The sequence below is a fragment of the Agromyces bauzanensis genome (assembly GCF_014645655.1).
Lineage (GTDB): Bacteria > Actinomycetota > Actinomycetes > Actinomycetales > Microbacteriaceae > Agromyces > Agromyces bauzanensis.
This window is the reverse complement of sequence record NZ_BMMD01000024.1, coordinates 1-25,055: the sequence shown is the minus strand read 5'-3', so window position 1 is coordinate 25,055 and position 25,055 is coordinate 1. Positions and strand designations below refer to the sequence as shown.

Annotated in this window: 20 protein-coding genes and 1 tRNA gene; 6 read left to right on the top strand and 15 right to left on the bottom strand. The window is 70.7% G+C overall.

The window, feature by feature from the left end:
- Window positions 1-186 precede the first annotated feature (186 nt).
- The 5 genes from IEX31_RS16245 to IEX31_RS16225 form a co-directional block, all read right to left on the bottom strand.
- Window positions 187-1,665: a hypothetical protein gene (locus IEX31_RS16245; protein ID WP_188744452.1), complete on the bottom strand. Its 1,479-nt coding sequence runs from the start codon at window positions 1,663-1,665 to the stop codon at window positions 187-189.
- 76 nt (window positions 1,666-1,741) lie between these two features.
- Window positions 1,742-2,416, bottom strand: coding sequence for an eCIS core domain-containing protein (locus IEX31_RS16240; protein WP_188744451.1), 675 nt, complete (start codon window positions 2,414-2,416; stop codon window positions 1,742-1,744).
- A gap of 117 nt (window positions 2,417-2,533) precedes the next feature.
- The gene (locus IEX31_RS16235) at window positions 2,534-4,585 is read right to left on the bottom strand and encodes an ATP-binding protein (RefSeq protein WP_188744450.1); all 2,052 of its coding nucleotides are present in this window, start codon (window positions 4,583-4,585) and stop codon (window positions 2,534-2,536) included.
- Entirely contained in the window at window positions 4,582-5,247 is a 666-nt protein-coding gene (locus IEX31_RS16230) for a Pvc16 family protein (RefSeq protein WP_188744449.1), read from the bottom strand. Before IEX31_RS16230 ends, IEX31_RS16235 begins: the two co-directional genes overlap by 4 nt.
- Before the next feature lie 141 nt (window positions 5,248-5,388).
- On the bottom strand, window positions 5,389-6,012 hold the full coding sequence (locus IEX31_RS16225; protein WP_188744448.1) for a response regulator transcription factor: 624 nt from the start codon (window positions 6,010-6,012) through the stop codon (window positions 5,389-5,391).
- 168 nt (window positions 6,013-6,180) lie between these two features.
- On the opposite strand from IEX31_RS16225, the gene IEX31_RS16220 reads away from it, so the two are divergent.
- Both IEX31_RS16220 and IEX31_RS16215 read left to right on the top strand, forming a co-directional pair.
- Window positions 6,181-6,498, top strand: a complete 318-nt coding sequence (locus IEX31_RS16220) for a PAAR domain-containing protein (protein ID WP_188744447.1) — start codon at window positions 6,181-6,183, stop codon at window positions 6,496-6,498.
- Window positions 6,499-6,594: 96 nt separating this feature from the next.
- Window positions 6,595-8,640, top strand: a complete 2,046-nt coding sequence (locus tag IEX31_RS16215; protein ID WP_188744446.1) for a COG1470 family protein — start codon at window positions 6,595-6,597, stop codon at window positions 8,638-8,640.
- A gap of 73 nt (window positions 8,641-8,713) precedes the next feature.
- Here the strand turns inward: IEX31_RS16215 and IEX31_RS16210 are convergent, their stop codons facing one another.
- From IEX31_RS16210 to IEX31_RS16195, 4 genes are all read right to left on the bottom strand, one after another.
- Window positions 8,714-10,582 carry a glycoside hydrolase family 13 protein gene (locus IEX31_RS16210; RefSeq protein WP_188744445.1) on the bottom strand — a complete coding sequence of 623 codons (1,869 nt, stop codon included), beginning with the start codon at window positions 10,580-10,582 and terminating at the stop codon, window positions 8,714-8,716.
- A gap of 37 nt (window positions 10,583-10,619) precedes the next feature.
- Window positions 10,620-11,552, bottom strand: a complete 933-nt coding sequence (locus IEX31_RS16205; protein ID WP_373285539.1) for a sugar ABC transporter permease — start codon at window positions 11,550-11,552, stop codon at window positions 10,620-10,622.
- A gap of 50 nt (window positions 11,553-11,602) precedes the next feature.
- The gene (locus IEX31_RS16200) at window positions 11,603-13,222 is read right to left on the bottom strand and encodes an ABC transporter permease subunit (RefSeq protein ID WP_373285537.1); all 1,620 of its coding nucleotides are present in this window, start codon (window positions 13,220-13,222) and stop codon (window positions 11,603-11,605) included.
- Window positions 13,223-13,309: 87 nt separating this feature from the next.
- On the bottom strand, window positions 13,310-14,542 hold the full coding sequence (locus IEX31_RS16195; RefSeq protein ID WP_188744443.1) for a sugar ABC transporter substrate-binding protein: 1,233 nt from the start codon (window positions 14,540-14,542) through the stop codon (window positions 13,310-13,312).
- A gap of 272 nt (window positions 14,543-14,814) precedes the next feature.
- On the opposite strand from IEX31_RS16195, the gene IEX31_RS16190 reads away from it, so the two are divergent.
- Window positions 14,815-16,500 (top strand): glycoside hydrolase family 13 protein, encoded by a 1,686-nt coding sequence (locus IEX31_RS16190; RefSeq protein WP_188744442.1) that lies wholly within the window; start codon window positions 14,815-14,817, stop codon window positions 16,498-16,500.
- A gap of 81 nt (window positions 16,501-16,581) precedes the next feature.
- Here the strand turns inward: IEX31_RS16190 and IEX31_RS16185 are convergent, their stop codons facing one another.
- The 6 genes from IEX31_RS16185 to IEX31_RS16160 form a co-directional block, all read right to left on the bottom strand.
- A complete protein-coding gene (locus IEX31_RS16185; RefSeq protein ID WP_188744441.1) occupies window positions 16,582-17,118 on the bottom strand; it encodes an endonuclease domain-containing protein in 537 nt (178 codons plus the stop codon).
- Window positions 17,119-17,764: 646 nt separating this feature from the next.
- The gene (locus tag IEX31_RS16180; protein WP_188744440.1) at window positions 17,765-19,810 is read right to left on the bottom strand and encodes a M23 family metallopeptidase; all 2,046 of its coding nucleotides are present in this window, start codon (window positions 19,808-19,810) and stop codon (window positions 17,765-17,767) included.
- 384 nt (window positions 19,811-20,194) lie between these two features.
- On the bottom strand, window positions 20,195-21,025 hold the full coding sequence (locus IEX31_RS16175) for an inositol monophosphatase family protein (RefSeq protein ID WP_188744439.1): 831 nt from the start codon (window positions 21,023-21,025) through the stop codon (window positions 20,195-20,197).
- A 70-nt stretch (window positions 21,026-21,095) separates the two neighbouring features.
- Window positions 21,096-21,177, bottom strand: a tRNA-Tyr gene (locus IEX31_RS16170).
- A 150-nt stretch (window positions 21,178-21,327) separates the two neighbouring features.
- On the bottom strand, window positions 21,328-22,149 hold the full coding sequence (locus IEX31_RS16165) for a PH domain-containing protein (protein ID WP_188744438.1): 822 nt from the start codon (window positions 22,147-22,149) through the stop codon (window positions 21,328-21,330).
- 2 nt (window positions 22,150-22,151) lie between these two features.
- Entirely contained in the window at window positions 22,152-22,319 is a 168-nt protein-coding gene (locus IEX31_RS16160; RefSeq protein ID WP_188744437.1) for a hypothetical protein, read from the bottom strand.
- Between the two features lie 251 nt (window positions 22,320-22,570).
- Between IEX31_RS16160 and IEX31_RS16155 the strand changes: the two genes are divergently transcribed.
- The 3 genes from IEX31_RS16155 to IEX31_RS16145 all read left to right on the top strand — a co-directional run bounded on the left by IEX31_RS16155 (window position 22,571) and on the right by IEX31_RS16145 (window position 24,926).
- Window positions 22,571-23,593: a LacI family DNA-binding transcriptional regulator gene (locus IEX31_RS16155; protein WP_188744436.1), complete on the top strand. Its 1,023-nt coding sequence runs from the start codon at window positions 22,571-22,573 to the stop codon at window positions 23,591-23,593.
- Window positions 23,594-23,670: 77 nt separating this feature from the next.
- Window positions 23,671-24,159 carry a YajQ family cyclic di-GMP-binding protein gene (locus tag IEX31_RS16150; RefSeq protein ID WP_188744435.1) on the top strand — a complete coding sequence of 163 codons (489 nt, stop codon included), beginning with the start codon at window positions 23,671-23,673 and terminating at the stop codon, window positions 24,157-24,159.
- 5 nt (window positions 24,160-24,164) lie between these two features.
- The gene (locus IEX31_RS16145) at window positions 24,165-24,926 is read left to right on the top strand and encodes an NUDIX domain-containing protein (protein ID WP_188744434.1); all 762 of its coding nucleotides are present in this window, start codon (window positions 24,165-24,167) and stop codon (window positions 24,924-24,926) included.
- Window positions 24,927-25,055 lie beyond the last annotated feature (129 nt).

Here is a 25,055-nt window from a genome sequence, read left to right as displayed (position 1 = left end):
TGCGCGATCGGGCAGGGGCGGGCGGTGGTGGCGTGATTCACGGGTCGAAGGACGACCGCGGGACACGGCCGGCGTGTCGGCGGCGTGTCGCGCGTTTCGTCCTTCGACTCGAGAAGGCCGCGCTCACCTGGCCGCGGGCTCGCAGACCGGACGGCGACGCGGGCACAGCCGGCTGAAGGGGTCGGCTCATCTCGCCCCCGCGGCCGCCGCGCCCGCGACTCGGGGCAACGCCTGGCCGGCGAACCGGAGCGCGGTGCCGAGCATCGTCATGAGAGCCTCGTACTCGGCGAGCGCCGCGAGCGCCCCTGCACCGACGATCACGAGCGGAACCGCGACGGCGGCGGCAGCGGCGACGCTCGCCTCGTACTCTGATTCGGGCTCATGCAGTGCCTGCCGCGCGCGTTGGGCGCTCGGTTCCTCCTCCTTCGGCAGGAAGCGGTACAGGATCGCGCCCGGCACCGGGCAGCCCCAGACGAGCACGCCGTCCTTGCCCTGGTCCGTGAAGGGCAGCGCCCCGGTCGCACCCGGATTCCACCGGTTCCCGGGCCTGAACACCGACTGCTTCAGGATGCCGTCCATGAGGTCGATGTACTCGCGCATCTCGGCGACCGCGAGCGCCCGGGATGACGCCGGCTTGATCTCGTAGACCTCGAGCCTGGCCAGGTCGACGATGTCGGGGCGCATGTCGAGGTTCATGAGCAGATCTTTGGTCGTGCCGGTCGCCTTGAACCTGTTCGCGAGCTGCGCCGCGTACGCCAGAACCGGAAGATCGTAGAAGGCCCACGGTGCGTTCGCCGCGACGTAGACGCCGCCGATGAGGGAGTGAGCCAGGTTCCCGGCGAGGAGTTGAGGCGGCTGGGTCATCACGGCCGAGAGCGCACGGCTCAGATCCTGCGCAACGTCCTCGACACTCTGGTTCTCCTTCTCGCCGGCGGAAGCGGGAACGATCCCGAGCTTGAGTCGCACATAGGAGAGGGCGACCGAAGCGTCGACCCCAGCCGCTCGCATCATCGACACGACGGTCATGGTCCGTGTTCCCAGGGGCTCGCTCGTCGTCTGCTGGTATCGGTCACGCAGACCGTTCAACACGCGGGTCAGACTCACCCCCGACATCGCCGCCGCCGCACCGTTGTAGAAGTCCGTCACCACCGCCGGATCGAGCGCGGCCATCCGATCCCTGATACCGGCGTCGTCGAACCCGTTCACGGTCACGGCGGCCTTCTGCCAGTCCCTCGCGGCAACGGCCTCGTTGTAATCGAGCGTCAACACGGCACCGCGCACTCGATGTGCCCAGTCCGGAATCGCGGCACGCAGTCGGTCGCGCTCGGCAGGCGGCAGCACGCCCGGCGCAACCCGGTCACGGAGCTGCGCGTCGGGCATTCCGTTCAGGATCTTCGCCACGTCGGTCCAGCGTCCGCTCTCGCGAGCCTTGCCGAGGTCTTCGTCCGGTTGCCCGACACCCGGCCGCTCCTGTCGCTGCACCCAGGCGGCCGCGGCCCGATTCCCCGCCGCGCGGGAGATCTCACGAACCAACGCGCCGCCGGCTTCGTCGGCAACGACGTGCTCATGCGACGGCGACGGCGACGGCAGCGCCGGCCCAGTCGCCGAAAGCGCGACGACCGCTCGCGTCCCGTCGGCACGACCGTGGTCACGGTTTGCATCCACGATGGTGGTCGGAGTTCGCGTCACCGCCACGGCTCCCGTGCGGCGACGTTGCGGGGCGTCTGCCTCCCGGACAATGTCACAGCGGAGTCTCCTCCTCCTCTTCGGCCACCTCCTGGCGCTGCACGAATGAGCCCTGCACGGATTCCTCCTCCTCGGGTTCCTCTTCCTGCCGCTGCAACGGCGCCGGCTCGCCCATCGTGCGCATCGCGGTGTCGGCAGCGGCCCGCTCGAACCGGTCCCCGGGATCGCTGACACTCACGCCGCCGCCGGTCGGCGTGCCGTCGACGGGACCAGACCGCTGCTGCACGACGTGGGTGAGCTCGTGCGCGAGCGTCGTGCGTCCGGCGAGCGACCCGGGATCGTACGCGTCGCGCTGGAAGACCACGTTGGTGCCGACCGTGTAAGCGTGCGCGCCGACCGATCGAGCCGAGTCGTGCGCCGAGGCATCCGTGTGCACGCGGACGTCGCCGAAGTCGTGACCGAGTCTCGACTCCATGTCGGTGCGCACCGCTGGCTCGAGCGCCGACCCGCCCGACGAGACGACGTCGAGGACGGGCGAGCGCTGCTCCTCGACGAGGTCGCTCACCGCACCGTTGCCCGCCTCGCGCTGCAGCCGCAACAGCGCGGCGCTGCCGAGCACGTCGGGCCGTCGCTCGGCGAGGCCGTGCAGGCCGCCCTCCCGCTCGCGCGCGGCCTCGGTTCCCCGGCGCGCGACCTCGACGTCGACGCCGCCCCACTCATGTGCGTGCATGGTCCACCTCCGGGATCGACCGATTCCATTGCACCGCGTCGACGGCACGACCGGCGGGGCTCTGCCCGTTCGGGCATCGAGTCGTGCGCCTTCGGGCAACCGACCTGCCGCCTGCCTTCATCCGCCCACCACCTCGGGCCAGAACCGCCCGAACTCGCTCTCCACGAGCAGGCGGCCGAGCTTGCGGTACTCGCGGTGCACGGCGACCACGCAGTGCCGCATGAGCACGGTGCCCCGGTCGGCGGCGGCGAGGTAGGCGGCGGTGACCGCGGCCGAGCGGATGCCGCCGCCCGCGAGCTCGAACGAGCGGCCGAGGAACTCGAGGTCGATGTCATCGGCTCGCCTGAGGTGGCGGCCGAGGCTGCGGTCCCAGAGGCGCGTGCGCTGCGCCGCATCCGGCATCGGGAAGTCGACGATGACATCGAGGCGACGGGTGAACGCCTCGTCGATGTTGGCACGCAGGTTCGTGGCGAGGATCGCGAGCCCGTCGAACGTCTCCATGCGCTGCAGCAGGTAGGCGCTCTCGACGTTCGCGTAGCGGTCGTGCGAGTCCTTGACGTCGCTGCGCTTGCCGAAGACCGCGTCGGCTTCGTCGAAGAGGAGCACCGCGTTCGTGCCGGCCGCCGCTCGGAAGATGCGCTCGAGGTTCTTCTCGGTCTCGCCGATATACTTGTCGACCACTGTCGACAGGTCGACGACGTAGAGGTCCAGTCCCAGTCCGCCTGCCACGACCTCGGCCGACATGGTCTTGCCCGTGCCCGAGTCTCCGGCGAACAGCGCGACCACCCCGTGCCCGCGCCCGCCGCCAGGGCGCATGCCCCAGTCGCCGAGCACCTGCTCGCGGTGCCGCGCCCGGAGCTCGATCTCGTGCAGCGCGTCCAGCGGTCCGGGCGGCAGCACGAGGTCGTCCCAGCCGACCCGCGGCGACACCCGTCGGGCCAGCCGGTCGAGCGCCGAGGCGTTCTCGGCGCGGGCGCCCGCCGCGAGGTGCTCGGCGGTGACGACCCCCGTCGCCGACAGCGCCGCCTGCGTGCGGGCGGTCGCGGCCGCGCGCTGCACCTGCTCGGGCCGGAGGCGGAACGGCCCCGTCGCCTCGGCGACGTCAAGTCCGTCGGCCGCCGGGCCGAGCGAGCGTCGCCACAGCTGCGCTCGCTCCTGCGTCGTGGTCGGTTCGATGTCGGCCATCGCCGGCAGCTCCCGGAACCAGTCGGGCTCCCATGTCGCATCGCCGACGAAGACGGTCGGCTGCGGCGAGTCCGCGAGCGTCTCGACGAGCGCAGCGGACGTGTCGCCCGTCACCGGCGACGCGATCAGCCCGAAGCCGCGCAACCGCGCCTCGCGGACGGCGAGCCGTGCGAGGGCGATCGCGTCGTGGCCGGCACCGAGCCGGGCGAGGTCGAGCTGCACGGCACCGAAGCCATGCGCGCGGATACCGCGGACGGCCACGGCCTCACCCGAGCCCGTGGCCGATTCCCGGAGGTAGATGAGCCGGATGCCCGCCGCGAGCGCGTGCCGCACCCGGCCGGCATCGCCCCACTCCACCGTGGACGGCTCCCGAAGCACCCCGTCGAGCGCCCGATCGGCCGTGTCGTCGCCGAGCAGGTGGCCGACGATGCGGTCGGGCACGCGCACCGCGCGCCCGGGGAGCGGGCGGTCCTCGTCCTCGACGATGACGAGCCCGCCCGCCACCAGCGGCCCCGAGATGAGCCGCGCCCGGTCGGCTGCGGAGGTCAGCGGAACGCCGCAGAGGTCGAGGGCGACGGATACCGAGGGGCGCCGACGCCCGACGTCGTCGTTGAGGTAGCCGAAGAACCGCTCGAAGCGCGGGTCGAGGTCGGCGGCGAGCGCGATCACGAGCAGGTCCACGTCGATGGGGGCGAGGCCGAACGCGGCGGCCAGACGGCGGAGGCGAAGCGGATGCCCCGCGGCCTCCGCCATGTCGGCGCCCTGCTCCGTCTCGGCGAGCCGTGCGGAGGCATCCGACCAGTCGGGAACGCCCGGCACCCCGGCGAGCAGCCGGTCCACCATCTCATCGCTGAGGTAGAGGCCGCGGAACGGGTCGTCGGGCTGCGGATCGACCGCACGCCGAGCCGCGACGAGCCGGCGGATGCGATCCTCGATCGCCCCGACCCGCCCCAGCAGGTGCACGATGCTGGGGTCGTCGATCATCTCAGGGCCTCCGGCGGTTCGGCGTCCGGCGGCGCGAGCGCCGATGCTGCAGCGGATGCCGCGCGCACCACGTGCTCGTCGATGCCGAGGCCCTCGGCGCTGAACTGCGCCTCGACCCCTGCGGTGACCGGCGGGCCGGCCGCATACGTGAGCCCCCTCGCCACCGGGGCCGTGATCACCAGGTCGAGGGACGGCTTCAACTCGCCGCCGAGCGACGACCACACGTCGGCGAACGCGCGGTCCTCGGGCGGCGGCAGCGCCACGCTGATGGAGCACGGCAGTCCCGTCTCGGCGAGCGTGGCGATGACGAACGAGTCGGGGATCGCGTCGTATCGCAGGAAGCACCTCAGGAGCGCATCGAGCAGCCGGTGCTCGTCATCGGGCCGTTGCGTCCACGCGGTCACCAGGTACGAGAGCTTGAAGTAGCGCGGCGCCGGCGTGCGCTCGACGATGATGCCGCGCTCGTCGCGGTGCTCGGAGAACCCGTACTCGCGGCGCCGGGTGTCCTCACGGATGTCGTAGAGGAAGAGGTCGACCGTCGGCGCATTGCGCCGCGCCGCCCAGTCCTTCGTGGGCGCGTCGAGTGCGATGTCGATGTCGGCGGCGATGCCGTCGGACGCCTTGACGAGCGCGCGGATGGCGTCGTCGATCTCGCCGATCATCCGCCCCTCCCGATGCCGTCGTCACGATGGGCTCTCGTCACGCGTTCAGTGTGGAACGCGGGGTGGCGATCGAACCCCCGGTCCGGGGCATCCGTGCGGGCAGCCGTGGGTTCCTCCTCGGGCAGCCGCCGCGGCATCCGGTCAGATGAGCCCCTCGCGCATGGCGTACGCGACCGCGTGCGAGCGATTGCGCAGCTGCAGTCGCGTGGTCACGTCGTGCAGCACGTTCTTCACGGTGCGCTCCGAGTACGAGAGCTTCGCGGCGATCTGCGCGGTGTCCCAGCCCTCGGCCACGAGCCTCAGCACCTCGATCTCACGGGAGGCGAGCCCGGTGAAGGTGATCCCCCGCGGGTCGAGCACGGTGCGCTGCAGCCGGCCGACCTGATCGAGCAGCCGGCCCAGCAGGTCGGGCGGAACGGTGCCCTCGCCCGCCGCCGCGGCGGCGATCACCGAGAGCAGACGGTCGGTCGTGGCATCCGCCCGCCTGACCAGGCCGACCACGCCGCTCTCGACGGCGCGCACGAGGTCCTGGTCGTCGAGGTGCGAGGCGATCAGGATGACCCTGGCCTCGCCGTTGCGGCGGACGAATCGGAGCGTGTTGAGCGCCTCCTCGTCGACGGTGTCGACGATCACGAGCACGACGTCGGGCGGCTCGTCCTCGTCGGGCCCGACGACGCGGACCTCGGGGCGCGGGCGCAACGCGCTCGAGACGCCGGCCTCCGAGATGGGGTCACGCGCGAAGACGCGGACGGTGGTGCGGGACATGGCATCCTCCTGATGGCGATGTGGACGGACTTCCGCAGGGAGGGATGTGCACAGTCTGCCGCGGGGCGCTCTTCGTGCACTCAACGCACCCTCAACAGGCAACGACCTTGCGCGGTCGGCCGCCCGGCCGGACGGGCCGCCGGGGCATCCGCGCCCTACGGTGTGCGCATGCCCACCGGTCCCGCGCTCCGAGTCGGCGACGTGGCGCTCTGCGCACTCGTCGACGGCGTCACGCCGCACGCCGGCGGGCCCATCACGCCGGCGGCGGCCGTTCCGACGGTCCTCATCGGCGGCATGCCGGCCGCCGTCGCGAACCTCTCGCCCGGCGGCATCGTGTGCGCCTCGCCCGCCCCGAACGGCATCGCGCAGGGCAGCCTGACCGTGATGATCGGCGGATTCCCGGCCGCGCGGGTCGGCGACCTCACGCTGCACGGCCTGCCGATCGCGCCGGGACCGGGCGCGATCAACGTGATCATCGGCGGGTGATCGGCGGGTGATCGGCTGACCCAAAGGGCAGGAGATCTGCCCGGAAGTCGGTTCGGCGGACTCGCCGATGCGCGCCGACCATCGTACCGTCGAACCATGGTCACGGTCGTCGACATTGACCCCGCGTCGCTCGCGGTGACTCCCGGTCAGGCGGAGACGTTCACCCTGACCGTCCGCAACGACGGCGACGACGTGGAGGCCTACCACCTCTCCGCCGTGGGCGACGCGGCCGACCAGGTCGACATCGAGCCCGAGACCCTGCTGGTGCACCCCGGTGAGACCGGCACGGCCACCGCGACGATCACGCTTGAGCATGGCGGCCGGTGGCCGGTCGGCGACCTCGTCCTGCGGTTCGAGGTCGTACCGGCCGTGCACCCCGACGACCTCGTGGCGATCGAGGCCATCGTCTCGATCCGGTCGTTCAGCGAGGTCGACGCGGTGCTGTCGCCGACGGCCCTCGAAGGACGGCGCGGCGACGAGACCGAGATCGCGATCGCGAACTCGGGCAACACGCACGCCTACGCCGACATCGCCATCTCGGCCGGCGAGCTGACGGTGGTGATGGACCGGGCCCGCGTGACGATCCCGGCGGGCAGCACCGAGAGCGTCGAGCTCGGCCTTCGCGTGCCCCGGCCGCTCTGGCGCGGCGAACCGGTGGCCCATCCGTTCTTCGTCACGGTCACGCCGGAGGATGCACCGGCGGTTCCCCTCGAGGGGACCTTCACCCAGCTGCCGGTGTTCTCCAGGTGGACCCTCATGGCGGCGCTCGGCGTCGCCGGCGCCCTCGTCGTGCTGGCCGCCGTCTGGCTCGCCGTGCTCGCCTGGAACAACGCGGTCACGCCGGTCGCCGCGAGCCCGTCGCCGACGTCCACGCCCGATACCACGGCCCCTGCACCCGTGGACGTCGCCGTGGAGCTCGTCGCCGACGACCTCGGGCAGGCGGGAGATGCCGCGGTCGCCGTGCTCGGCGCGGAGATCGACGAGGCCCCCGAAGGCGCCCTGCTCGCGGTGGAGGTGGAGTGGCCCGACGAGCTCGCGCTCGCGGATTCGACCTGCGAGGGATGGGTCGGCACCGAGATCGACCGCGAGCTGCAAGGGCGACCGCGCTCGGGCGACGAGTGCCTCATCGATCCATCGGGCTCACGCGACGACGCCGAGCTGACCTTCGCGACGCCGCCCGCGGGCTTCAGCGGGGAGGTCGCCGCGACGGCGACCCGGCTCGTCGCGCTCGACGGCGACGACGTGCAGGAGGTCGAGACGGGTGCCGGCTCCGACTTCGGCGACGCCGACCTCGCCGTCGACGTGCAGCCGTATCCGTTCTGGCTCGACGTGGCCGTCTCGGATCCGCCGGAGTTCGACGAGGGGGTGCGGCAGGCCACGATCGGCGTGCACCGCACCCTGCTGCGCGACGGAACGGACGAGTCCGCCCGCATGGCGTTCGAGCTCCTCCTGCCGGGCTTCGCGGAACTGAGCTTCATGGAGGGCTGCGACGGGTTCGGTGCGAACGCGGCGACCTGCGTGCTGATCTTCCCGTCGGACCTCGAGTTCTGGTCGGTCACGGCGACGATCGAGACCCGCGACGATCCGCCCGATGCCGGCCAGGTGAGCGCCGCGGGCGTCGAGCTCGCGGTCGGCGGCGTGCCCGTGCCGCCATCGGAGGTCGGCGAGCAGATCCGCGGTGCCGACACCCTGCTCATCGCGGTCGACGACCTGTTCCCCGTCGACGTCGAGCTGAACACCGACGACGCCGAAGCCGGTGAGGCGGTGACCGCGACCGTCGCGGTCACGCACGCGGCGCTGCCGAGCGACGTCGAGGCGTTCCGCGACGGCTCGTGGGTGCTCGGCGTGGCGCTGTCGTGGCCGGAGGCACTGGTGTTGAACGGCGAGCCCCGCGGCTGCGCCTCGTTCGAACGCGGGATCTGCGAACTGCCCGGCCCGGCAGGCGACGACCGCGCGGTGATCACGCTCGACTTCACCGTCGCGGACGACGCCTTCGAGAACGGCGACGTGGCGGCGAGCGGCGCGACGCTCGTCTACGACCCGACGACCGAAGCCGACGAGCGCGACGAGCGCGAGCAGCCGAAGATCGAGCTGCCGCCGGAGTGGATCGGCAGCGACGGGGAGACGTTCTTCCCGTTCTGACGGGCGCGGAGGTCGTTCTGACGGGCGCGGAGGTCGCTCTGACGGGTGCCGGGGCCGCGCGGGTGCGGCGCCGTCACCAGGCGGGCGCCTCCACCCCCGGCAGTCGCCACGCGGTGAAGCTCGGGCCGTCGACGGCGAGGTGCACGAGACCGTCGGACTCCTCGAGCCGGGCTCCGCCGAAGCGCCGCGCCGCGGCATCCGTCGCCCCGATCGCGCCCTTCGCGACCTCGAGGGTCGCCGCAGCACGCGCCGCGAACACGAGCACGCGCTCCTCGGCGGACTCGCGCACGAACGCGATCGCGTCGTCGCTCACCGCGAGCCAGCGGATGCCGCCGGTCGCCAGCACGGGGTGCGCGCGACGCAGTGCGATGAGCGACGCGTACGCTTCGAGCACGGGCGCGACCGCGGCATCCGTCTCGCTCCCCCACGGAATGGGTGTGCGGGATGCCTCGCCGTCAACGCCCGTGAGGCCGAACTCGTCGCCCGCCCACACCACCGGGATCCCCGGCAGCGTGACGGCGAGGCCGAACGCCACGGGCACGGTGCCCCGACGAGCCGACGTGCCGAAGCGGGGGGTGTCATGCGTGTCGAGCGCGTTCATGGTCGCGAGTCGGGTGCGCCACGGGAAGCCGGCCGCGAACCGTACGTGCGCCTCGTGGAAGGCGTGGCCGTCGTAGCTCGGCACGCGGCCGAGCGCGAACCCGATGCCGCCGCCGGCGTCGCTGCCGGGCTCCTGCAGCCAGCTCCACACCGGCCGCGTGAACGGGGCGTACGTCATGGCGCCGTGCCACGCGTCGCCCTGAAAGTCGGGCGCCGCGTCGTTCGTCGACTCGGCCAGGAGGATCGTGTCGGGATTCACCTCGAGCATGGTGCGGCGGATCGCCTGCCGCACCTCGGCGTTGAGGTCGTCGCCGCCGAGCCGCCCGGTCATGTTCGCCACGTCGATGCGCCAGCCATCGAAGGAGAACGGCGGCTTCAGGTAGCGGGCGACGATCGAGTCGCGGCCCTCGATGAAGCGCCGGCGCAGCTCGGCCGAGCTCCAGTCGAACTTCGGCAGGCTCGGCACGCCGAGCCACGACTCGTAGCCGCCGCCCTGCGCCTCGTCGCGGAAGTGGTAGAAGGAGCGCTCGGGCGCCGACGGATCGGCCTGCGCCGTGCGGAACCACTCGTGCGCGTCGCCCGAGTGGTTCGACGTGAGGTCGCCGATCACGCGGATGCCGCGGCGGTGCGCCGCCTCGACGAGCCGCACGAGCGCATCGTCGCCGCCGAGCAGCTCATCGACGTGGTCGAACGTCGACGCGTCGTAGCGGTGGTTCGATCGCGCCGGGAACACGGGCGTGAGGTAGAGCAGGTTCACGCCGAGGCGCTCGAGGTGGTCGAGTCGCTCACGCACGCCGTCGAGGTCGCCGCCGAAGACCTGCGCCGATCGCCCCGGCGGCTCGGGGTCGAGCGCGTCGCCCCACTCGGCCGGGATCGCCCACTCGGGCACCTCACCGCGTCCCCTGAGCCGGTGGAGGGGCGCGACATCCGACCTCGCGAACCGGTCGGGGAACACCTGGTAGAGCACGCTCCCGGCCGCCCAGTCCGGCGCCGGCTCGTGGGCGACGAGCTTGAAGTCGTCGTGGTCGAGAGTCTCGGTCGCCGAGAGCCCGAGCTGGTTCAGCCAGTGCTGGCGTCCGTCGTCGCCCACGAGGAGCCAGCGGTAGCCGTGCACCGGATTCTCGACCTCGACGGCCGCCTCCCACCAGCGCCAGCCGTCGGCCGAGTGGACGACGGATGCCTCGCTGAACCGCGGCTCCCGATTCGGGTTCGACCGCGTGCCCACCCACGCGAGCGGGCCGAACGCCTCGGGCACGCGCAGGCGCACCCGCACCGTCTCGCCGAGCGCGGGCTGCTGCGTCGAGACGTGCAGCGGCGATCCGTCGTGGTGCGGGGTCAGCATGCGTGCTCCATCGACGGCACGAGACGCGCCCGCCGAGTTACTTGACGGCACCCGCCGTGAGGCCGCCGACGATGTACTTCTGCAGGAAGAGGAACAGCGCCACGACCGGCAGCGCCGCCATCACGGCCCCGGCCGAGAACGCGCTCCAGTCGGCGTACCGCGGGTTCGACACGAGCTTGGTGAGGCCGACGGCGAGGGTCTGCTTCTCGCTGTCGATGAGCAGCACGGATGCCACGACGAATTCGTTCACCGTGAAGATGAACGACAGGAGGGCGACAACCGCGAGGATCGGCGCCGTGAGCCGCAGGATGATCGTGAAGAAGATGCGCGCGTGCCCGGCGCCGTCGATCTTCGCGGCCTCGTCGATGGACGCCGGGATCGTGTTGAAGAACCCGTACATGAGGTAGGTGTTCACGCCCAGCGCGCCGCCGAGGTAGACCATGATCAGGCCGACCTGCGTGTTCAGGCCGATCGCGGGGAACCAGTCGCCGATGGCGCTCATGAGCAGGAAGATCGCGACGACCGCGAGGAGCTGCGGGAACATCTGCACGACGACGATCGTGATGAGGCCGACGCGCCGACCCGTGAACCGCATGCGCGAGAAGGAGTATGCGGCGAGGGCGCCGAGGAAGACGGTGCCGATCGCGGTGACGCTCGCGACCAGGATCGTGTTCCCGAACCACGTCGGATACGGCACCTGCGGGTCGGTGAGGATGCGGATGTAGCTGTCGAAGCCGATCGCCGAGAACAGCGCGTTCGACCCCGTGAGGGTGCCGCGCGGGTTGAGCGACGAGGAAACAACGAACACGATCGGCAGCAGCGCGAACGCCACCATGATGACGCCCACGATGTGCCGCCATCCGGTCGCGAAGAACCAGCGCCGGAAGCTGAACGGGCGCTTGGCGAAGTTGCGGGGTGCGTCGCCGTCTGCGGTGCCGGGCCGCGTCGAGGCATCCGCTCGCTCGTCGATCGCGCCGGCGATGACGCCGGCGGCGCTTGCGGGTACGGGCCTCTTCGCCATCAGTTCAGCTCCTCGAGGGTCTTGGTGCGACGGAAGGCGATGATCGAGATCACCGCGACCACGATGAAGATGATGATGGAGTACGCGCTCGCGAGGCCGTAGTCGCGGGACTGGCCGGTGAACGCCACCTTGTAGACCATCGAGATCAGAATGTCGGTGAACCCGACCGGGATCGGTGCGCTCGAGTCGCGCGGGCCGCCGTCGGTCAACATGTAGATCACGTTGAAGTTGTTGAAGTTGAACGCGAACGACGCGATGAGCAGGGGCGCGACGCTCACGAGGAGGAGCGGCAGCTTGATGAGCCGGAACACCTGCCAGGGCTTGGCGCCGTCGACCGTGGCGGCCTCGGTGATGTCATCGGGGATCGACTGGAGTGCGCCCGTGGTCACGAGGAACATGTACGGAAAGCCGAGCCAGAGGTTCACGAGGAGCACCGAGACCTTGGCCATCCACGGGTCCGTGAGCCAGGGCACGGATGCCCCGCCCAGGAGCACCTGGTTGATGAACCCGAAGCTCTCGTTCATCATGCCCGCCCAGATCAGCGCCGACAGGAACGACGGGATCGCGTACGGCAGGATCATGAGCACGCGGTAGTACCTTCGGCCCCGCATGCGCATGTCGTTGAAGACGATGGCGAGGAAGAGGCCGAGGAAGAAGGTCGACGCCACCGAGATGAGCGCGAACGCGAACGTCCACAGCGTCACGTAGACGAGCGGCTCCGCGAGGCGCTCGTCGGTCACGGCGCGCACGAAGTTGTCGAAGCCGACCACGATCTGCCACCCGGGCAGGAGCTCCTCGCCGTCTCCCGAGGTGAAGGCGCCCGTGCCGATGTCGGAGTACACGGTGCCGGAGCTCAGGTCGGTCATGGTGCCCGCGGCCTCGTCGTACTCGAGAGATGAGACGTAGAGGTACGCGTTCGAGCCGTCGGGCGTGCGGACGGCGCCGTCGTTCGGGTCGTCGGAGAACGGCACGGCGAGTTCGGTGATCTCGTCGGTTCGGGCGAGCACGTCGGCGAAGCTGAGGCTCGTCCAGCCGTCGACGGCGACGGCCTCGCCGCCCTCCATCTCGGCGTCGACCTCCTGCAGCGGCTGGTCGTTGGTGCCCACGAGCGCGTCTCCGTCGGGGTCCGTGACGAGGAGGCCGAGCGTGCCGAACTGGTCGACGACGGTGACCGGGTACGTCGGCGAGTCCTCGACGCGCTGGAGCGACGAGGCCATGAGCGACGACACCGCCTGCTCCTTGGAGCCGTTGTGGCCGGTGCCGTAGTTGGTGAAGGCGATGTACCCGGTGTAGATGAGCACGAACACCTGGAAGACGACGAGGAAGATGATGCCCGGCGCGAGGTACTTGGCCGGCAGCCTCCTGCGCGAGAAGTAGATCCAGTTCACGACGGCGGCCACGAGGGCGACGAGCGCCGCGACGAGCCACTGGCCTCCGGTCACGAGGATGAACGCGGCGTAGAGTGCGACCGCGTCCAGGATGGCGAGGAAGAGCATCTTGACGAGAAGCATCCTGACGCCGCCGGATGCCGCGTCCGCGATGTTCGCGGCCCGTCGTTGCCGTTTGGTCGGTCGCTGCGGCGGTGCCGTGCCGACCTCGTCGTCGATCATGGTGCTCATCTTGCCCGCTCTTCCCGTTGAACGTGAGAGGCCCGGACCGGACGCCGCTGGGACAGCTGGGACATCCGGCCCGGGATCACTCGATCGTCAGCCTGCGATCGCGGCCTGCACGTCGGCGGTCAGCTTCTGCCAGGTCGCCACGGGGTCGGCACCATTGATGACGTCGGCCTCGGCGATGCCCCAGTACTGCCACACCGAACCCATGGCCGGGATCGCCGGCATCGGCACGGCCTCGTCACCGACGGCGGCGAAGCCCTCGATGATCGGGTCGCTGGAGGCGGACTCGGCGGCAGCCTCGAGAGCAGGCAGGATGTTGCCGGCCTCGAACAGGTCGAGCTGCACGTCCTCGGTGCCGATGTAGTTCACCAGGAAGTCGTTCGCGGCGACCTTGTTCTCGGACTCGGCCGAGATGAAGAAGCCCTTCACGCCGGCGAACGGCGAGGCGGGGTCAGCGGTCGGGCTGGGCACCGGGTCGATCGCGACGTTGATGCCGGCGTCGATCGCCGAGCCGACGTTCCAGGGGCCGGTGAGCCAGAAGGCCGTCTTGCCGGTCAGGAACGCGTCCTTCGCGATGTCCGCGTCGATGTCGGTGTTGAAGTCGCCGGTGCCGGTCTTGCCGTGCGCTCCGAGCCACTTCGCGAACTCCTCGCCGCCGGCGCTGCCGAGCTGGAGGTCCTCGGGGTTGTAGCCCTCTTCCGTCGTGCCGAAGACCGGCGCGCCGAACGCGGTCTGGAAGGGGTAGAGGTGGTACGGGTTGCCCTCGGCGCCCTGCTCCACCACGAACGTCTGGGCGAGGCCCGCGTCGTTGCTCTTCTTGATCATGTCGTCGTAGCTCGTCGCCGCCTCGGCGACGAGGTCGGCGTTGCGGAGCATCGCGATGTTCTCGACCGCGTAGGGGAGCATGTAGACGGTGCCCTCGTATGTCGACGCGTCGATCGCGACGGGGAGGTAGTCGCCCGCGGAGTCGCCGAGCTCGATCGGTGCGACGACGCCGTTCGTCGAGAGCTCGCCGAGCCAGTCGTGTGCGCCCATGGTGATGTCGGGGCCCTTGCCGGTCGGAACCTGCTGGATGAAGTCGTCCTTGATGTCGGCGTTGTCCTTGCCGACGAGCTCGACCTCGACACCGGTCTTCTCGGTGTATGCCTCTGCCGCGCCCTTCAACGCGTCGACGCGCTCGGCGTCGACCCAGACGGTCAGCGTGCCGCTCGCCGAGGCGTCCCCGTCGGAGCCGCTGTCGCCGCTCGCGCAGCTCGCGAGGCCGAGCGTCGCGACGACCGCGACGGCTCCGGCAGCGAGGAGGCTCTTCCTGTTCACCCTCATTGGTGTGCCCTTCCCAGTGTGCGTGAGATCGGCGCCTTCGCCAGGTGCGGGAGCTGTGGTCCCGTTCCGGATCGCGGAACCGAGCACCGTGCCCGAAAGGCCGTTCTTCCATGTGGAGTGCTCGCAGTTGTGCAAGCGATTACAGGTATACCCTGCAACCCCTGCTTTACCAAACCGGATGATTCGCATTGATACCGGTTCGTGACCATGACGTTACGAGTTGCTGCTGCAAGCGTTTCCATCATGTATTCAGATGACGTACAGTTCTCGTCATGACTTCCGAGTGGTGGCGCACCGCCGCGATCTACCAGATCTACCCCCGCTCCTTCGCCGACGCGAACGGTGACGGCATGGGCGACCTCGCCGGCATCACGAGCCGGCTCGGCGACCTGCAGGAGCTCGGCATCGACGCGATCTGGCTCTCCCCGTTCTTCACGTCCCCGCAGCGCGACGCCGGGTACGACGTGGCCGACTACTGCGACGTCGATCCGCGGTTCGGCACGCTCGCCGACTTCGATGCGATGCTCGCCGAGGCGCACGCCTATGGCATCCGCGTCATCATCGACCTCGTGCCGAACCACTCATCCGACCGGCACGAGTGGTTCCGGGCGGCCCTCGCCGCCGCGCCCGGAAGCCCCGAGCGCGCCCGATATCTGTTCCGCGACGGTCTCGGGCCCTACGGCGACGTGCCCCCCAACAACTGGGAGTCGGTCTTCGGCGGCCCCGCCTGGACGCGCGTCACCGAGCCCGACGGCACACCCGGCCAGTGGTACCTGCACCTCTTCGACAGCTCGCAGCCCGACTTCGACTGGACGAACGAGGAAGTGCGCGCCGAGTTCCGCCGCATCCTGCGCTTCTGGCTCGACCGCGGCGTCGACGGCTTCCGCGTCGACGTGGCGCACGGCCTCGTCAAGGCCGACGGGCTGCCCGACTGGACGCCCCCGGCCGACGCGGGCAGCATGGGCGGTGCCGGCGGCACCGCGGCATCCGGTGTCACCCTCGAACCCGAGATCAGCGACGAGCCGGGCGACCACGCACCCTACTGGGGCCAGGAGGGCGTGCACGAGATCTACCGCGACTGGCGGGCGCTCCTCGACGAGTACCCCGGTGAGCGCATCCTCGCCGCCGAGGCCTGGGTCGACCCGCTGCCCCGCGTCGCCAAGTGGGTTCGGCCCGACGAGATGCACCAGGCGTTCAACTTCGCGTACCTCGAGACGCCGTGGGATGCCGCGGCGCTGCGCCAGGTCATCGACGCGTCGCTCGACGCGTTCGGCGAGGTCGGCGCACCCTCGACGTGGGTGCTGTCGAACCACGACGTGGTGCGTCACGCCACCCGGCTGTCGGTGACCGAGGCCAACCCGCAGGGTCACGGCCTCGGGCCGCGCTCGAAGGGCCTGCCCTCCTATGAGCGGGGTCTGCGGCGCGCGCGCGCCGCGACGGCGCTCATGCTCGCGCTGCCCGGCTCCTCCTACCTCTATCAGGGCGAGGAGCTCGGCCTGCCCGAGGTCATCCACCTGCCCGACGACGCCCGCCAGGACCCCACGTGGTTCCGCACGGGCGGCGAGCGATACGGACGCGACGGATGCCGCGTGCCGCTGCCGTGGGAGGCAGACGCGCCGAACTACGGCTTCGGACCCGCCGGCGACCCGTGGCTCCCCCAGCCCGAGCAGTGGGGCGAGCTCGCACGTGACCGCCAGCGCGGCGTGCCCGGCTCCACCCTGTCGCTGTATCGCGATGCACTCCAGCTGCGCCGCGAGCACTCGCTCGGCGCCGGCGTGCTCGCGTGGCTGCCCGGGTTCGGTGACACGGTCGTCGCGTTCCGCAACGGCGACGTGGTGGTCGTGGCGAACACGGGTTCCTCTTCGATTGAGCTGCCCGAGGGCGACGTGCTCCTCACGAGCGCCGAGCTCGAGGGCCGCACGCTTTCCGCGGACACGGCGGCTTGGCTCCGCGCGTAGCGCGTCGCTTCCCCGGAAGCCAACGCAGGCGATGAGGACCTATCCCCACTTCAGGGGCGACTGGGGTCCTCATCGCCTGCGTTAGCCTCGGGCTTCATCGAACACGGGCCACGGACGTGCGGCGCGGCCCCAGCGATGCAGCCCTCGCGCGACCAACTCCCGCACTGCCCGGTGCGTTCGGTCCCAGTCATCGGTGACCATGCGATACGAGAGCCGCACCACGAGATACCCGCGCAGCATGAGTTCGAGATCCTGCACGCGGTCGCGTTCGAAGTCCTCGCCGGAGTGGAACGCGCGACCATCGAGCTCGATGACGAGCCTGTCGCCGACGAGCAGGTCGACCCGACGTACCCCGGGCATCTCGACCTGTGTGCGTACCAGCACCCGAAGCCGATGCACGAGCAACCGTGCGATGGTCTCGAGCCCCGAATCGCTGTCGGGCGACACGAGGTCGAGCTGACGCTGAGCCCACGCCGGGACCATCGTGCGCAGCGTCTCGATCGCCTGCATCGGCAGCACCTCGCGGTTCAGCGCCGACTCGAGGGCGACCATCGCGGGAACGGTTCCCGCGCACCGGAACATCTCGGCGAGACTCAGCATCAAGCCGTCACGTGCCACCCCGGAAGCGGGAGCCGTCCCCGCCACCGATGAGCGATAGTGCACGCACACGCCGTGTTCCGTGCGATCCAGACGCCGCGCGACGTCATCGGGTGAGCGGAGCCGAGACGCGGCCCTGGGCACCCGGACATGCAACAGCGAGTCGTCCAGTAGCCAGAGGCCATGGAGCCTCGCGACCGAGGTGGCCGTGAGGGCGCCGCCGACTCTGACCGCGCGCAACACGTCGGACGGCGCATCTGGCACGGCGTACCAGCCTCGCCGCACGTGCTGGAGTCGGCCCGCGGCGAGAGCGGCCGACACGTCCCTCCGGGAGCAACCGGCATGATCGAGCACCGTGACCGGCGCCGCGCCGCCTCGCGATCGAATGACGGCGGTGGGTTCAGGACGCTTCGACATGCGACGAGGGTGCGGGAGCGGCCCGCTCCGGTCGCGATCCCCGCGGCCGAGGTGAGGGAATACCCCCGTTGAAGGGGATGTGGAGGACAAGTGCGCGACCCTCGGCGCCCGCAGCGCTCGTCGTGACAACGCAGGAGAACACGCGGCATCCCACCGTCAACGGGCGGATCGGCGCAGGATACCTGCGTCAGCGCCCGCCGGCAGAGCACCATCGTCTACTGGCGCACCGATGCCGATGCATCCACCGACGTCAGTTCGTGTTGGCATAGAGCCACTCGAGCGGATCGACCTTGGTGCCGTCCGCGCCGCCGATGCGGATCTCGAAGTGGAGGTGCGGGCCGGTGGACATGCCCGAGTCGCCCGTGGTGCCGACGACGTCGGCGACGTGGACGGTGTCGCCCACCTCGAAGCGCCGCGAGCCGTACTCCATGTGCGCGTAGACGCTCGTGACGAGCTCGCCGTCGATCATGTGGTCGATCATCATCACGACGCCCAGCGAACCGCCCGCGTCGGTCGAGACCGAGACGACGCCGTCGGCGATCGCCTGGATCTCGGCGCCAAGGCCCGGGTTGAAGTCCTGGCCGCCGTGGTTCGAGGAACAGCCCCAGCAATCGCGGTACCCGAAACGGTCGCCGATGTGCACGCCGACGGCGAACGGCCACTGGATGGTGCCCGCGGGGTTGTTCGTGAAGGTCGCCTCGGGTCGGATGCCCGCAGCCCGCGCGTATTCCTCGATGGTCTGCGACTCGTAGCCCTCTCGCTGCACGCTCTGCGCGACGATGTCACCGTTCAGCTCGACGCGCTGCCCGTCGAGTCCCGGCGCGTTCGTGCTCGACATCGCGAGTGCCTGCACATCGGCCGGCGACAGCAGCGACAGCGAGGGAATCGTGGTCGCGACGGCGAGCAGCGCGGCGAAGCTCATCGCGACCACGCTTGCGAGGAAACGGCCTCCTCGGCGGCGTGAGGGAATGGTGGATGCCACGGGGCGCGACTGCGGGCGTGTCGACACTCGTACTCGCACCTTCTTGGTGCGCGGGCCCGCCGACTTGGCGGTGTCCCGAGCGGCCGGTTGCGTGCGTCGGTGGTCGCGCGACGGACGCTGCTGGGCGGCTGGACCGGAGTCGCGCCGACCGCGCGAGACGTCTCCTCGTCGAGTCGGCTGGGGTGTCGGCTCGTCGCTCTCGGAGACCGGCGCCGAGGCCGAGGCCGAGCGACCGTTGCGTCGCTCGACGGAGCGATCGGCCGCGAAACCGAAGAGGTCGGCTACGGCATCCGTCCCAGACCCGGACGCGACGGGCGCGGCATCCGTTGCAGATCCGGCCGCGTTGGGCGCGGCGTCCGTTGCGAAGGCGAAGAGCTCGGCGGAGTCTGGACGGGAAGGCGCCCCGAAGTACAGCGGAGCCGGCGCGGGTGAACGCGGCCAGGTCGGCGCGACCGAGGCCGGCGGGGCCGAAGCCGGGGCGATCGAGGCCGGCGGCGTGGCGACCGATACGGGCGCGGAGGCCACCGTGGGCGAGGCCGGTGGGATGCGGGTTGCCGGTGGCGATGCGGGCGCACCTGCCGCGGCGCCGCCCACGAGCGCGGCGAGGTCGGTCGCGGCCGACGCCGGCGCGGCAGGCATGGCGCCGACCCTGCGGGGTCCGGGCGGGCCGGCCTTGGCGGGCTTCGCGGCCTTGGGGATCTTCTGGGTCTTGGCGGCCTTCGCGGCTTTGGCGGCCTTCCGGTCGTCGCGGCTCGCGCGTCCGGAGCGGGCCGCGCGGCCCCCGGGGCCGCGGGGTGCCTCGTCGAACTCGTCATCGTCGTCGAGGCCCGCGAAGAGCGCATCGAAGCTGTTGTCGGAATCACGCCGGGAAACGGCGGAGGCCGAGCTTCGGTCGACGGGACGGTCGGTCTGCTCGGCCTCGGGGGTCTGGAGGGGTGTCGGGTTGGCGGTGCGTCGGCGGGGTGCGGGCGATGCGGCAGGAGTGCCGAGGATCGGAGGCGTCGGGACGACGGTCGGAGGCGTCGGGAGGACGGGCTGACGCACTGCCGCGGGCGTCGGATGCGAGGAAGCGGGGGTCGGATGCGACGCGGGGGGCGCGGGACGCGAGGCCGCGGGCGTCGGATGCGACGCGGGGGGCGCGGGATGCAGGGCCGCCGCGAAGAGCTCGTCGAACCCGGGGCGCTGCGCCCTGGGCTGCCCCGCCCCGAACGGATCGGGCGCCACTGCCGGCGGCGACTCGACGGGTCGGGACGCGCCCTGCGGAGCCGCGCCCTGCGGCGCCCAGCCCTGCGGAGCCGCGCCCTGAGGCGCCATCGCGTTCGGAGCGTCCGCCCGCCGGCCGTCGAGACGGAGTGCCTCCGCCGCTTCCCGTTCGCGAATCTCGCGTCTGGTCAGGGGTCGCTCAGGCCGCGATGGGACCTGGGTGCCTGGCGCGAAACCGTCGGGCACGAGGGGGGACTCGAGCACGTAGTGGACCTTCGGCGTTCGGGGGACGGGCGTTCGGAACGGGAGGTGAGCATCCCGACCCCATGGTCGAGATAACGGGTTGGTAAAGACTAACCGTTCTCGTCGGCGCGCGCCACGCACATCGGCGTTTTCCACCGATAGTCGGGCATTCCGACCGCGGCATCCATTGCATCGCACGGGATCGCACGGGATCGCACACTGCGGCTCCGGCACAACGACGCCGGGCTCACCTCACGCATCCATGCCTGCGGCCCGCAGCGCGGCGGCGAGTTCCTCGTACAGGCCGGGGGCGGCGGCCACGAGCAGTTCGGCGTTCTCGCGACCTCCCCCCGGCCCGCCGACGCGCGCGCCTGCCTCGCGCGCGATCAGGGCACCGGCGGCGTGATCCCACGCGTTCAGCCCGCGCTCGTAGTACGCGTCGAGCCGTCCGCAGGCGAGCGAGCACAGGTCGAGCGCAGCCGAGCCGCCGCGGCGGATGTCCCGGATGTGCGGCATCAGTTCGAGCAGCACCGCCGCCTGCTCGCGACGCCGTTCGGCGGCGTAGCCGAAGCCGGTTCCCACGAGTGCCGACCCGAGCGGCACGTCGGCGTTCACCGCCAGCTCGCGACCGGCGAGCCGGGCCCCTCCCCCGGCACTCGCCTCGAAGAGCTCGCCGGTCACCGGGTTCACCACGACGCCCGCGAGCGTGGTGCCGCCGACGTCGCCGGCCGCCGCCCCCTCGACGACGGCGATGCTGACGGCCCACGCCGGGATCCCGTAGAGGAAGTTCACCGTGCCGTCGATCGGGTCGACGACCCAGTCGATGCCACTGGTGCCCACGTGCGCGACATCCTCCTCGCCGATGATCCCGTCGGCGGGGCGCGACTCGAGGATGATAGAGCGGATGAGCGTCTCGGTGTCGCGGTCGACGGCGGTGACGATATCGGTCGGCGTCGACTTGGTGGCGGCGACGCTCACCCCGGCGCGTCGTGCCTCGAGCGCGAACTCCGCGGCCCGTACGGAGATATCGCGGACGAGGTCGAGCAGGGCGACGGATGCGACGGATGCTTCGTGCTGGGTCATCCCCTCACGCTACCGTCGCCCCGCGGAGCGCCGAACGACGAGGGCCCCGGCTGAACCGGGGCCGAACGTGTGGCGAGTGAGGGATTCGAACCCCCGAAGTCGTAGACAGCTGATTTACAGTCAGATCCCTTTGGCCGCTTGGGTAACTCGCCAATCGCACCCGACCGCGTTCCTCACACAACCGGGGGCCTGTCAAGGATACCCGCGTTGCGGCATGTCGTGAAATCGTGGCCGGGTCGCGGATGTCGCGGCATCCCGGAGCCGAATGACGCAGGAAATGGATGCCTCGGCCCGCCCCTCGGCTACGTGCCGTCGGGGTCCTCGGGCGGCTCCGGGATGTCCTGCTCCCGCCGCGACCGCGGCCAGACGCGGTTCGGGTGGAATGACGCCGGCGGCACCCCGACCGACTCCGCTCCGGGCCACGTGTCGTTCCTGGAGGCCGACGGCGGAACCGTCTCGATCGGTCCGGTGCGCACGCTGTCCTGGTCGAAGGGCGCGTCCGGCCCCGGCGAGCCGGACTGCGACCCGGGGTCCCCCGAGGTCGGCGGCAACGAGACCGACGCCATCGCGCCCGTCGTCGCCGCCCTCGGAAGGAACGTCGGCCGCGACGGCTCCCGCACGGTCGTGCCCCGCACGCCCGACCGCTGGATGACCCGCTGGATGGTCAGGCCGCGCCCGTTCGGGTCGCCGACGAAGCGGATCTCCCTGAGACCCTGGTCCTGGGCGGCAGATTCGAAGATGAAGTGGCCGAAGCCGAAGATCCGGCCGATGAAGGGCTTCAGCACCGACACGTCGAGGATTCGCGAGATCGGCATCGTCGCGATGTGCTGCGACAGGATGCCGTGCACGCGGAACACGCGCATGTTCGTGATGACGAATCGATCCATGCGCACGCCGATGATGCGCCAGAGCGCATGCACGATGAGCACGGGTGCGCCGAGCAGCGGGATCCAGTACAGCACCGGCGGCAGCCAGAAGATGAGGGCGAGCAGCGGAACGACGGCCAAGAGTTCGAGGAATGGCCTGACCATGGCGGCCCAGTGCTTGGTCACCTCATCGATGACGACCTCGCCCTCATCGGCGATGAGGAAGCGCTCGACCCTCGGATCGAACAGCCGCCACATGGCTATGACGTGGCGAGCGACGTGAAGAAGCGTCCCACCGATTCGACGGCGTTCCACACGGCGCCGACCGCTCCCTGCACCGCGTTCGCCGCATCCTCAGGCCGGGTGATCATGTAGAAGAGGGCGAAAACCACCACCAAGCCGATTGCGATTCGCTTGACCCACTTCACGCGAACGTTCCTTTCATAACGGCGGTGGCGGGCAGCCTGCCCCCTCGGGCCAACCCTGACCATCCTTTTTACCTCACGTTGCCCCCCGAATGCGCGGCAACGCGCCGAATCCATGGATGCCGCGGCATCCGCTCGCCCGTCAGAACCGCCCCGGAACGCGCCCGGAACGTCCCCGTAATGCCGCGAACGGTAGGATCGAACGTCGCCCGCAACCGCAATCTTCCCGGTGCGGTGCGACCGATTGGAAGCACATGGCCGGCATCGAAGAGGTGGCGAAGCTCGCGGGCGTCTCGACCGCGACGGTCTCGCGCGCCCTCAGCGGCCGCGGCCACGTGTCGCCCGGGTCGAAGGCGAAGGTCATCGAGGCCGCGACGCAACTCGGCTACGTGGTCTCCTCGAACGCATCCAGCCTCGCGTCGGGGCGCACGCGCAACATCGGCGTCGTGATCCCGTTCCTGAACCGCTGGTTCTTCTCCTCGGTGCTCGAGGGCGCGCAGCAGGCGCTGCTCCGCAAGGGGTACGACCTCACGCTCTATAACCTCTCGGGCGACGGCAACGAGCGCGTGAGCGTCTTCGAGCACTTCCTGCTGCGGCAGCGGGTCGATGCAGTCATCGCCGTCTCGCTCGAGCTCACCGAGCGCGAGGTCACCCGGCTGCACGACCTCGGCAAGCCCCTCGTGGGCGTGGGCGGCCCCATACCGGGCGTGCGCACCCTCACGATCGACGACGTGGCGGTGGCGCGTCTCGCGACGGAGCACCTCATCGGACTCGGCCACACCCGCATCGCGCACATCGGCGGCCAGCTCGAGTTCGACCTCGACTTCCACCTGCCCACGAACCGCCGCCTCGGCTACGAGGCCGCCCTCCTCGACGCGGGCATCGAGGTCGACCCGCGCCTGTTCGCCCCGGCCGACTTCACCATCAAGGGCGGTTACCACGCCGCCAAGCAGTTGCTGGGCGTGCCGCGCGACCGCCCGACCGCGATCTTCGCGGCATCCGACGAGATGGCGATCGGATCCATCCTCGCGGCCCGCGACCTCGGCCTCGTCGTGCCGCGCGACGTGTCGATCATCGGCATCGACGACCACGACCTCGCCGACTTCTTCGGCCTCACGACGGTGGCTCAGTTCCCGCGCCTGCAGGGCGAGAAGGCCGTCGAGATCCTCATGGAGCAGCTCGAGCCCGACGCGGATGCCGCCGCGCCCGCCGCGACCCCGCTCCCCTACGAGCTCATCGTGCGCTCGTCGACGGCGCGCCCCGCCCCAGTGGACTGAGGAGGCGGCGCGGCATCCGCACTTCGAAACCCGCCCGCCCCGCGGCATCCGCTCGGCCCCTCGATAGACTGGCGCGCATGGCAGATGCAACCTTCGACATCGTGAGCAAGGTCGACAAGATGGAGGCCGACAACGCCGTCAACCAGGCGCGCAAGGAGGTCGAGCAGCGCTACGACTTCAAGAACGTGGGCGCGTCGGTCGAGTGGTCGGGCGAGAAGGTGCTCCTCAAGGCGAACACCGAGGAGCGGGTGAAGGCCGTGCTCGATGTGCTCGAGTCGAAGTTCATCAAGCGCGGCATCACGCTGCGTTCGCTCGACGAGGGCGAGCCGTACGCATCGGGCAAGGAGTTCCGCCTCGAGGTGGGCCTGAAGAACGGCATCGACAGCGAGAACGCGAAGAAGATCTCGAAGATCATCCGCGACGAGGCGCCGAAATCGGTCAAGTCGCAGATCCAGGGCGACGAGCTGCGCGTCTCGTCGAAGAGCCGCGACGACCTGCAGGCCACGATGGCGCTGCTCAAGGGCAAGGACCTCGACGTCGCGCTCCAGTTCGTGAACTTCCGCTGACCGGCGTGACCGAGCCGGCAGGCGAGGGGCAGGGCGAGGGCGAGCGGATGCCTCCGGCTGACGCCGACAACGCCGCCGCGCGAGGGGCGGTCGACGTCTCGGTGCCCGCGCCGCAGCCCGGGGTCGACGTGCCCGACCGTCGCGGACGCACCGCGCTCGACCGCGTGGGACGCGACCTCGCCCGTAACCCCCGTGTGCGGGTACGCGACGTGCGCGTGCTCACCTCGAACTGGTACGTGACCCGGGTCACGAACTTCGACTTCCAGCACGCCGACGGATCGTGGACCACCGAGGAGCGCGAGACCTACGACCGCGGCGACGGCGCCTGCATCCTGCTCTACGACGTCGCGGCGCGCACGGTGCTGCTCACACCCGCCAGTTCCGCTTCCCCGTCTACGTGGACGACCACCCCGACGGCAATGTTCATCGAGACCGCGGCGGGCCTGCTCGACGAGGACGACTCCGAGACCGCCATCCGCCGCGAGGCCGAGGAGGAGACGGGGCATCCGGTCGGCGAGGTCGAGCACGTCTTCGACGTCTACATGAGCCCCGGCTCGGTCACCGAGAAGCTCCACTTCTTCGCGGCGCCCTACGTGCGCGGCACCGTGCTCGACGGTTCGCGCGCGGGCCTCGCCGACGAGGGCGAGGACATCGAGGTGCTCGAGCTCCCCTTCGACGACGCCCTCGACCGCATCAGCAGCGACATCGTCGACGCGAAGACGATCATGCTGCTGCAGTGGGCGGCACTGCGCGGTCCTGGCGCGTAGCGTGAGTTGGTACTGGTAGTCCAGCGATCTGGTATGTCATGTCTCAGAGCTTCGTTTACAAGCTGTCTCATGACTTCGTTTACAGCATGTCTCATGAGTTCGTTGACAGGTAGCACCCCACGATCGGGG

Bases quoted from the DNA above. Each gene is read 5' to 3' on its own strand.
- IEX31_RS16240 (WP_188744451.1), bottom strand. From the start codon at position 2,416: ATGCACGCACATGAGTGGGGCGGCGTCGACGTCGAGGTCGCGCGCCGG.
- IEX31_RS16235 (WP_188744450.1), bottom strand. From the start codon at position 4,585: ATGATCGACGACCCCAGCATCGTGCACCTGCTGGGGCGGGTCGGGGCG.
- IEX31_RS16230 (WP_188744449.1), bottom strand. From the start codon at position 5,247: ATGATCGGCGAGATCGACGACGCCATCCGCGCGCTCGTCAAGGCGTCC.
- IEX31_RS16225 (WP_188744448.1), bottom strand. From the start codon at position 6,012: ATGTCCCGCACCACCGTCCGCGTCTTCGCGCGTGACCCCATCTCGGAG.
- IEX31_RS16220 (WP_188744447.1), top strand. From the start codon at position 6,181: ATGCCCACCGGTCCCGCGCTCCGAGTCGGCGACGTGGCGCTCTGCGCA.
- IEX31_RS16215 (WP_188744446.1), top strand. From the start codon at position 6,595: ATGGTCACGGTCGTCGACATTGACCCCGCGTCGCTCGCGGTGACTCCC.
- IEX31_RS16210 (WP_188744445.1), bottom strand. From the start codon at position 10,582: ATGCTGACCCCGCACCACGACGGATCGCCGCTGCACGTCTCGACGCAG.
- IEX31_RS16200 (WP_373285537.1), bottom strand. From the start codon at position 13,222: ATGAGCACCATGATCGACGACGAGGTCGGCACGGCACCGCCGCAGCGA.
- IEX31_RS16195 (WP_188744443.1), bottom strand. From the start codon at position 14,542: ATGAGGGTGAACAGGAAGAGCCTCCTCGCTGCCGGAGCCGTCGCGGTC.
- IEX31_RS16190 (WP_188744442.1), top strand. From the start codon at position 14,815: ATGACTTCCGAGTGGTGGCGCACCGCCGCGATCTACCAGATCTACCCC.
- IEX31_RS16180 (WP_188744440.1), bottom strand. From the start codon at position 19,810: ATGGCGCCTCAGGGCGCGGCTCCGCAGGGCTGGGCGCCGCAGGGCGCG.
- IEX31_RS16175 (WP_188744439.1), bottom strand. From the start codon at position 21,025: ATGACCCAGCACGAAGCATCCGTCGCATCCGTCGCCCTGCTCGACCTC.
- IEX31_RS16165 (WP_188744438.1), bottom strand. From the start codon at position 22,149: ATGTGGCGGCTGTTCGATCCGAGGGTCGAGCGCTTCCTCATCGCCGAT.
- IEX31_RS16155 (WP_188744436.1), top strand. From the start codon at position 22,571: ATGGCCGGCATCGAAGAGGTGGCGAAGCTCGCGGGCGTCTCGACCGCG.
- IEX31_RS16150 (WP_188744435.1), top strand. From the start codon at position 23,671: ATGGCAGATGCAACCTTCGACATCGTGAGCAAGGTCGACAAGATGGAG.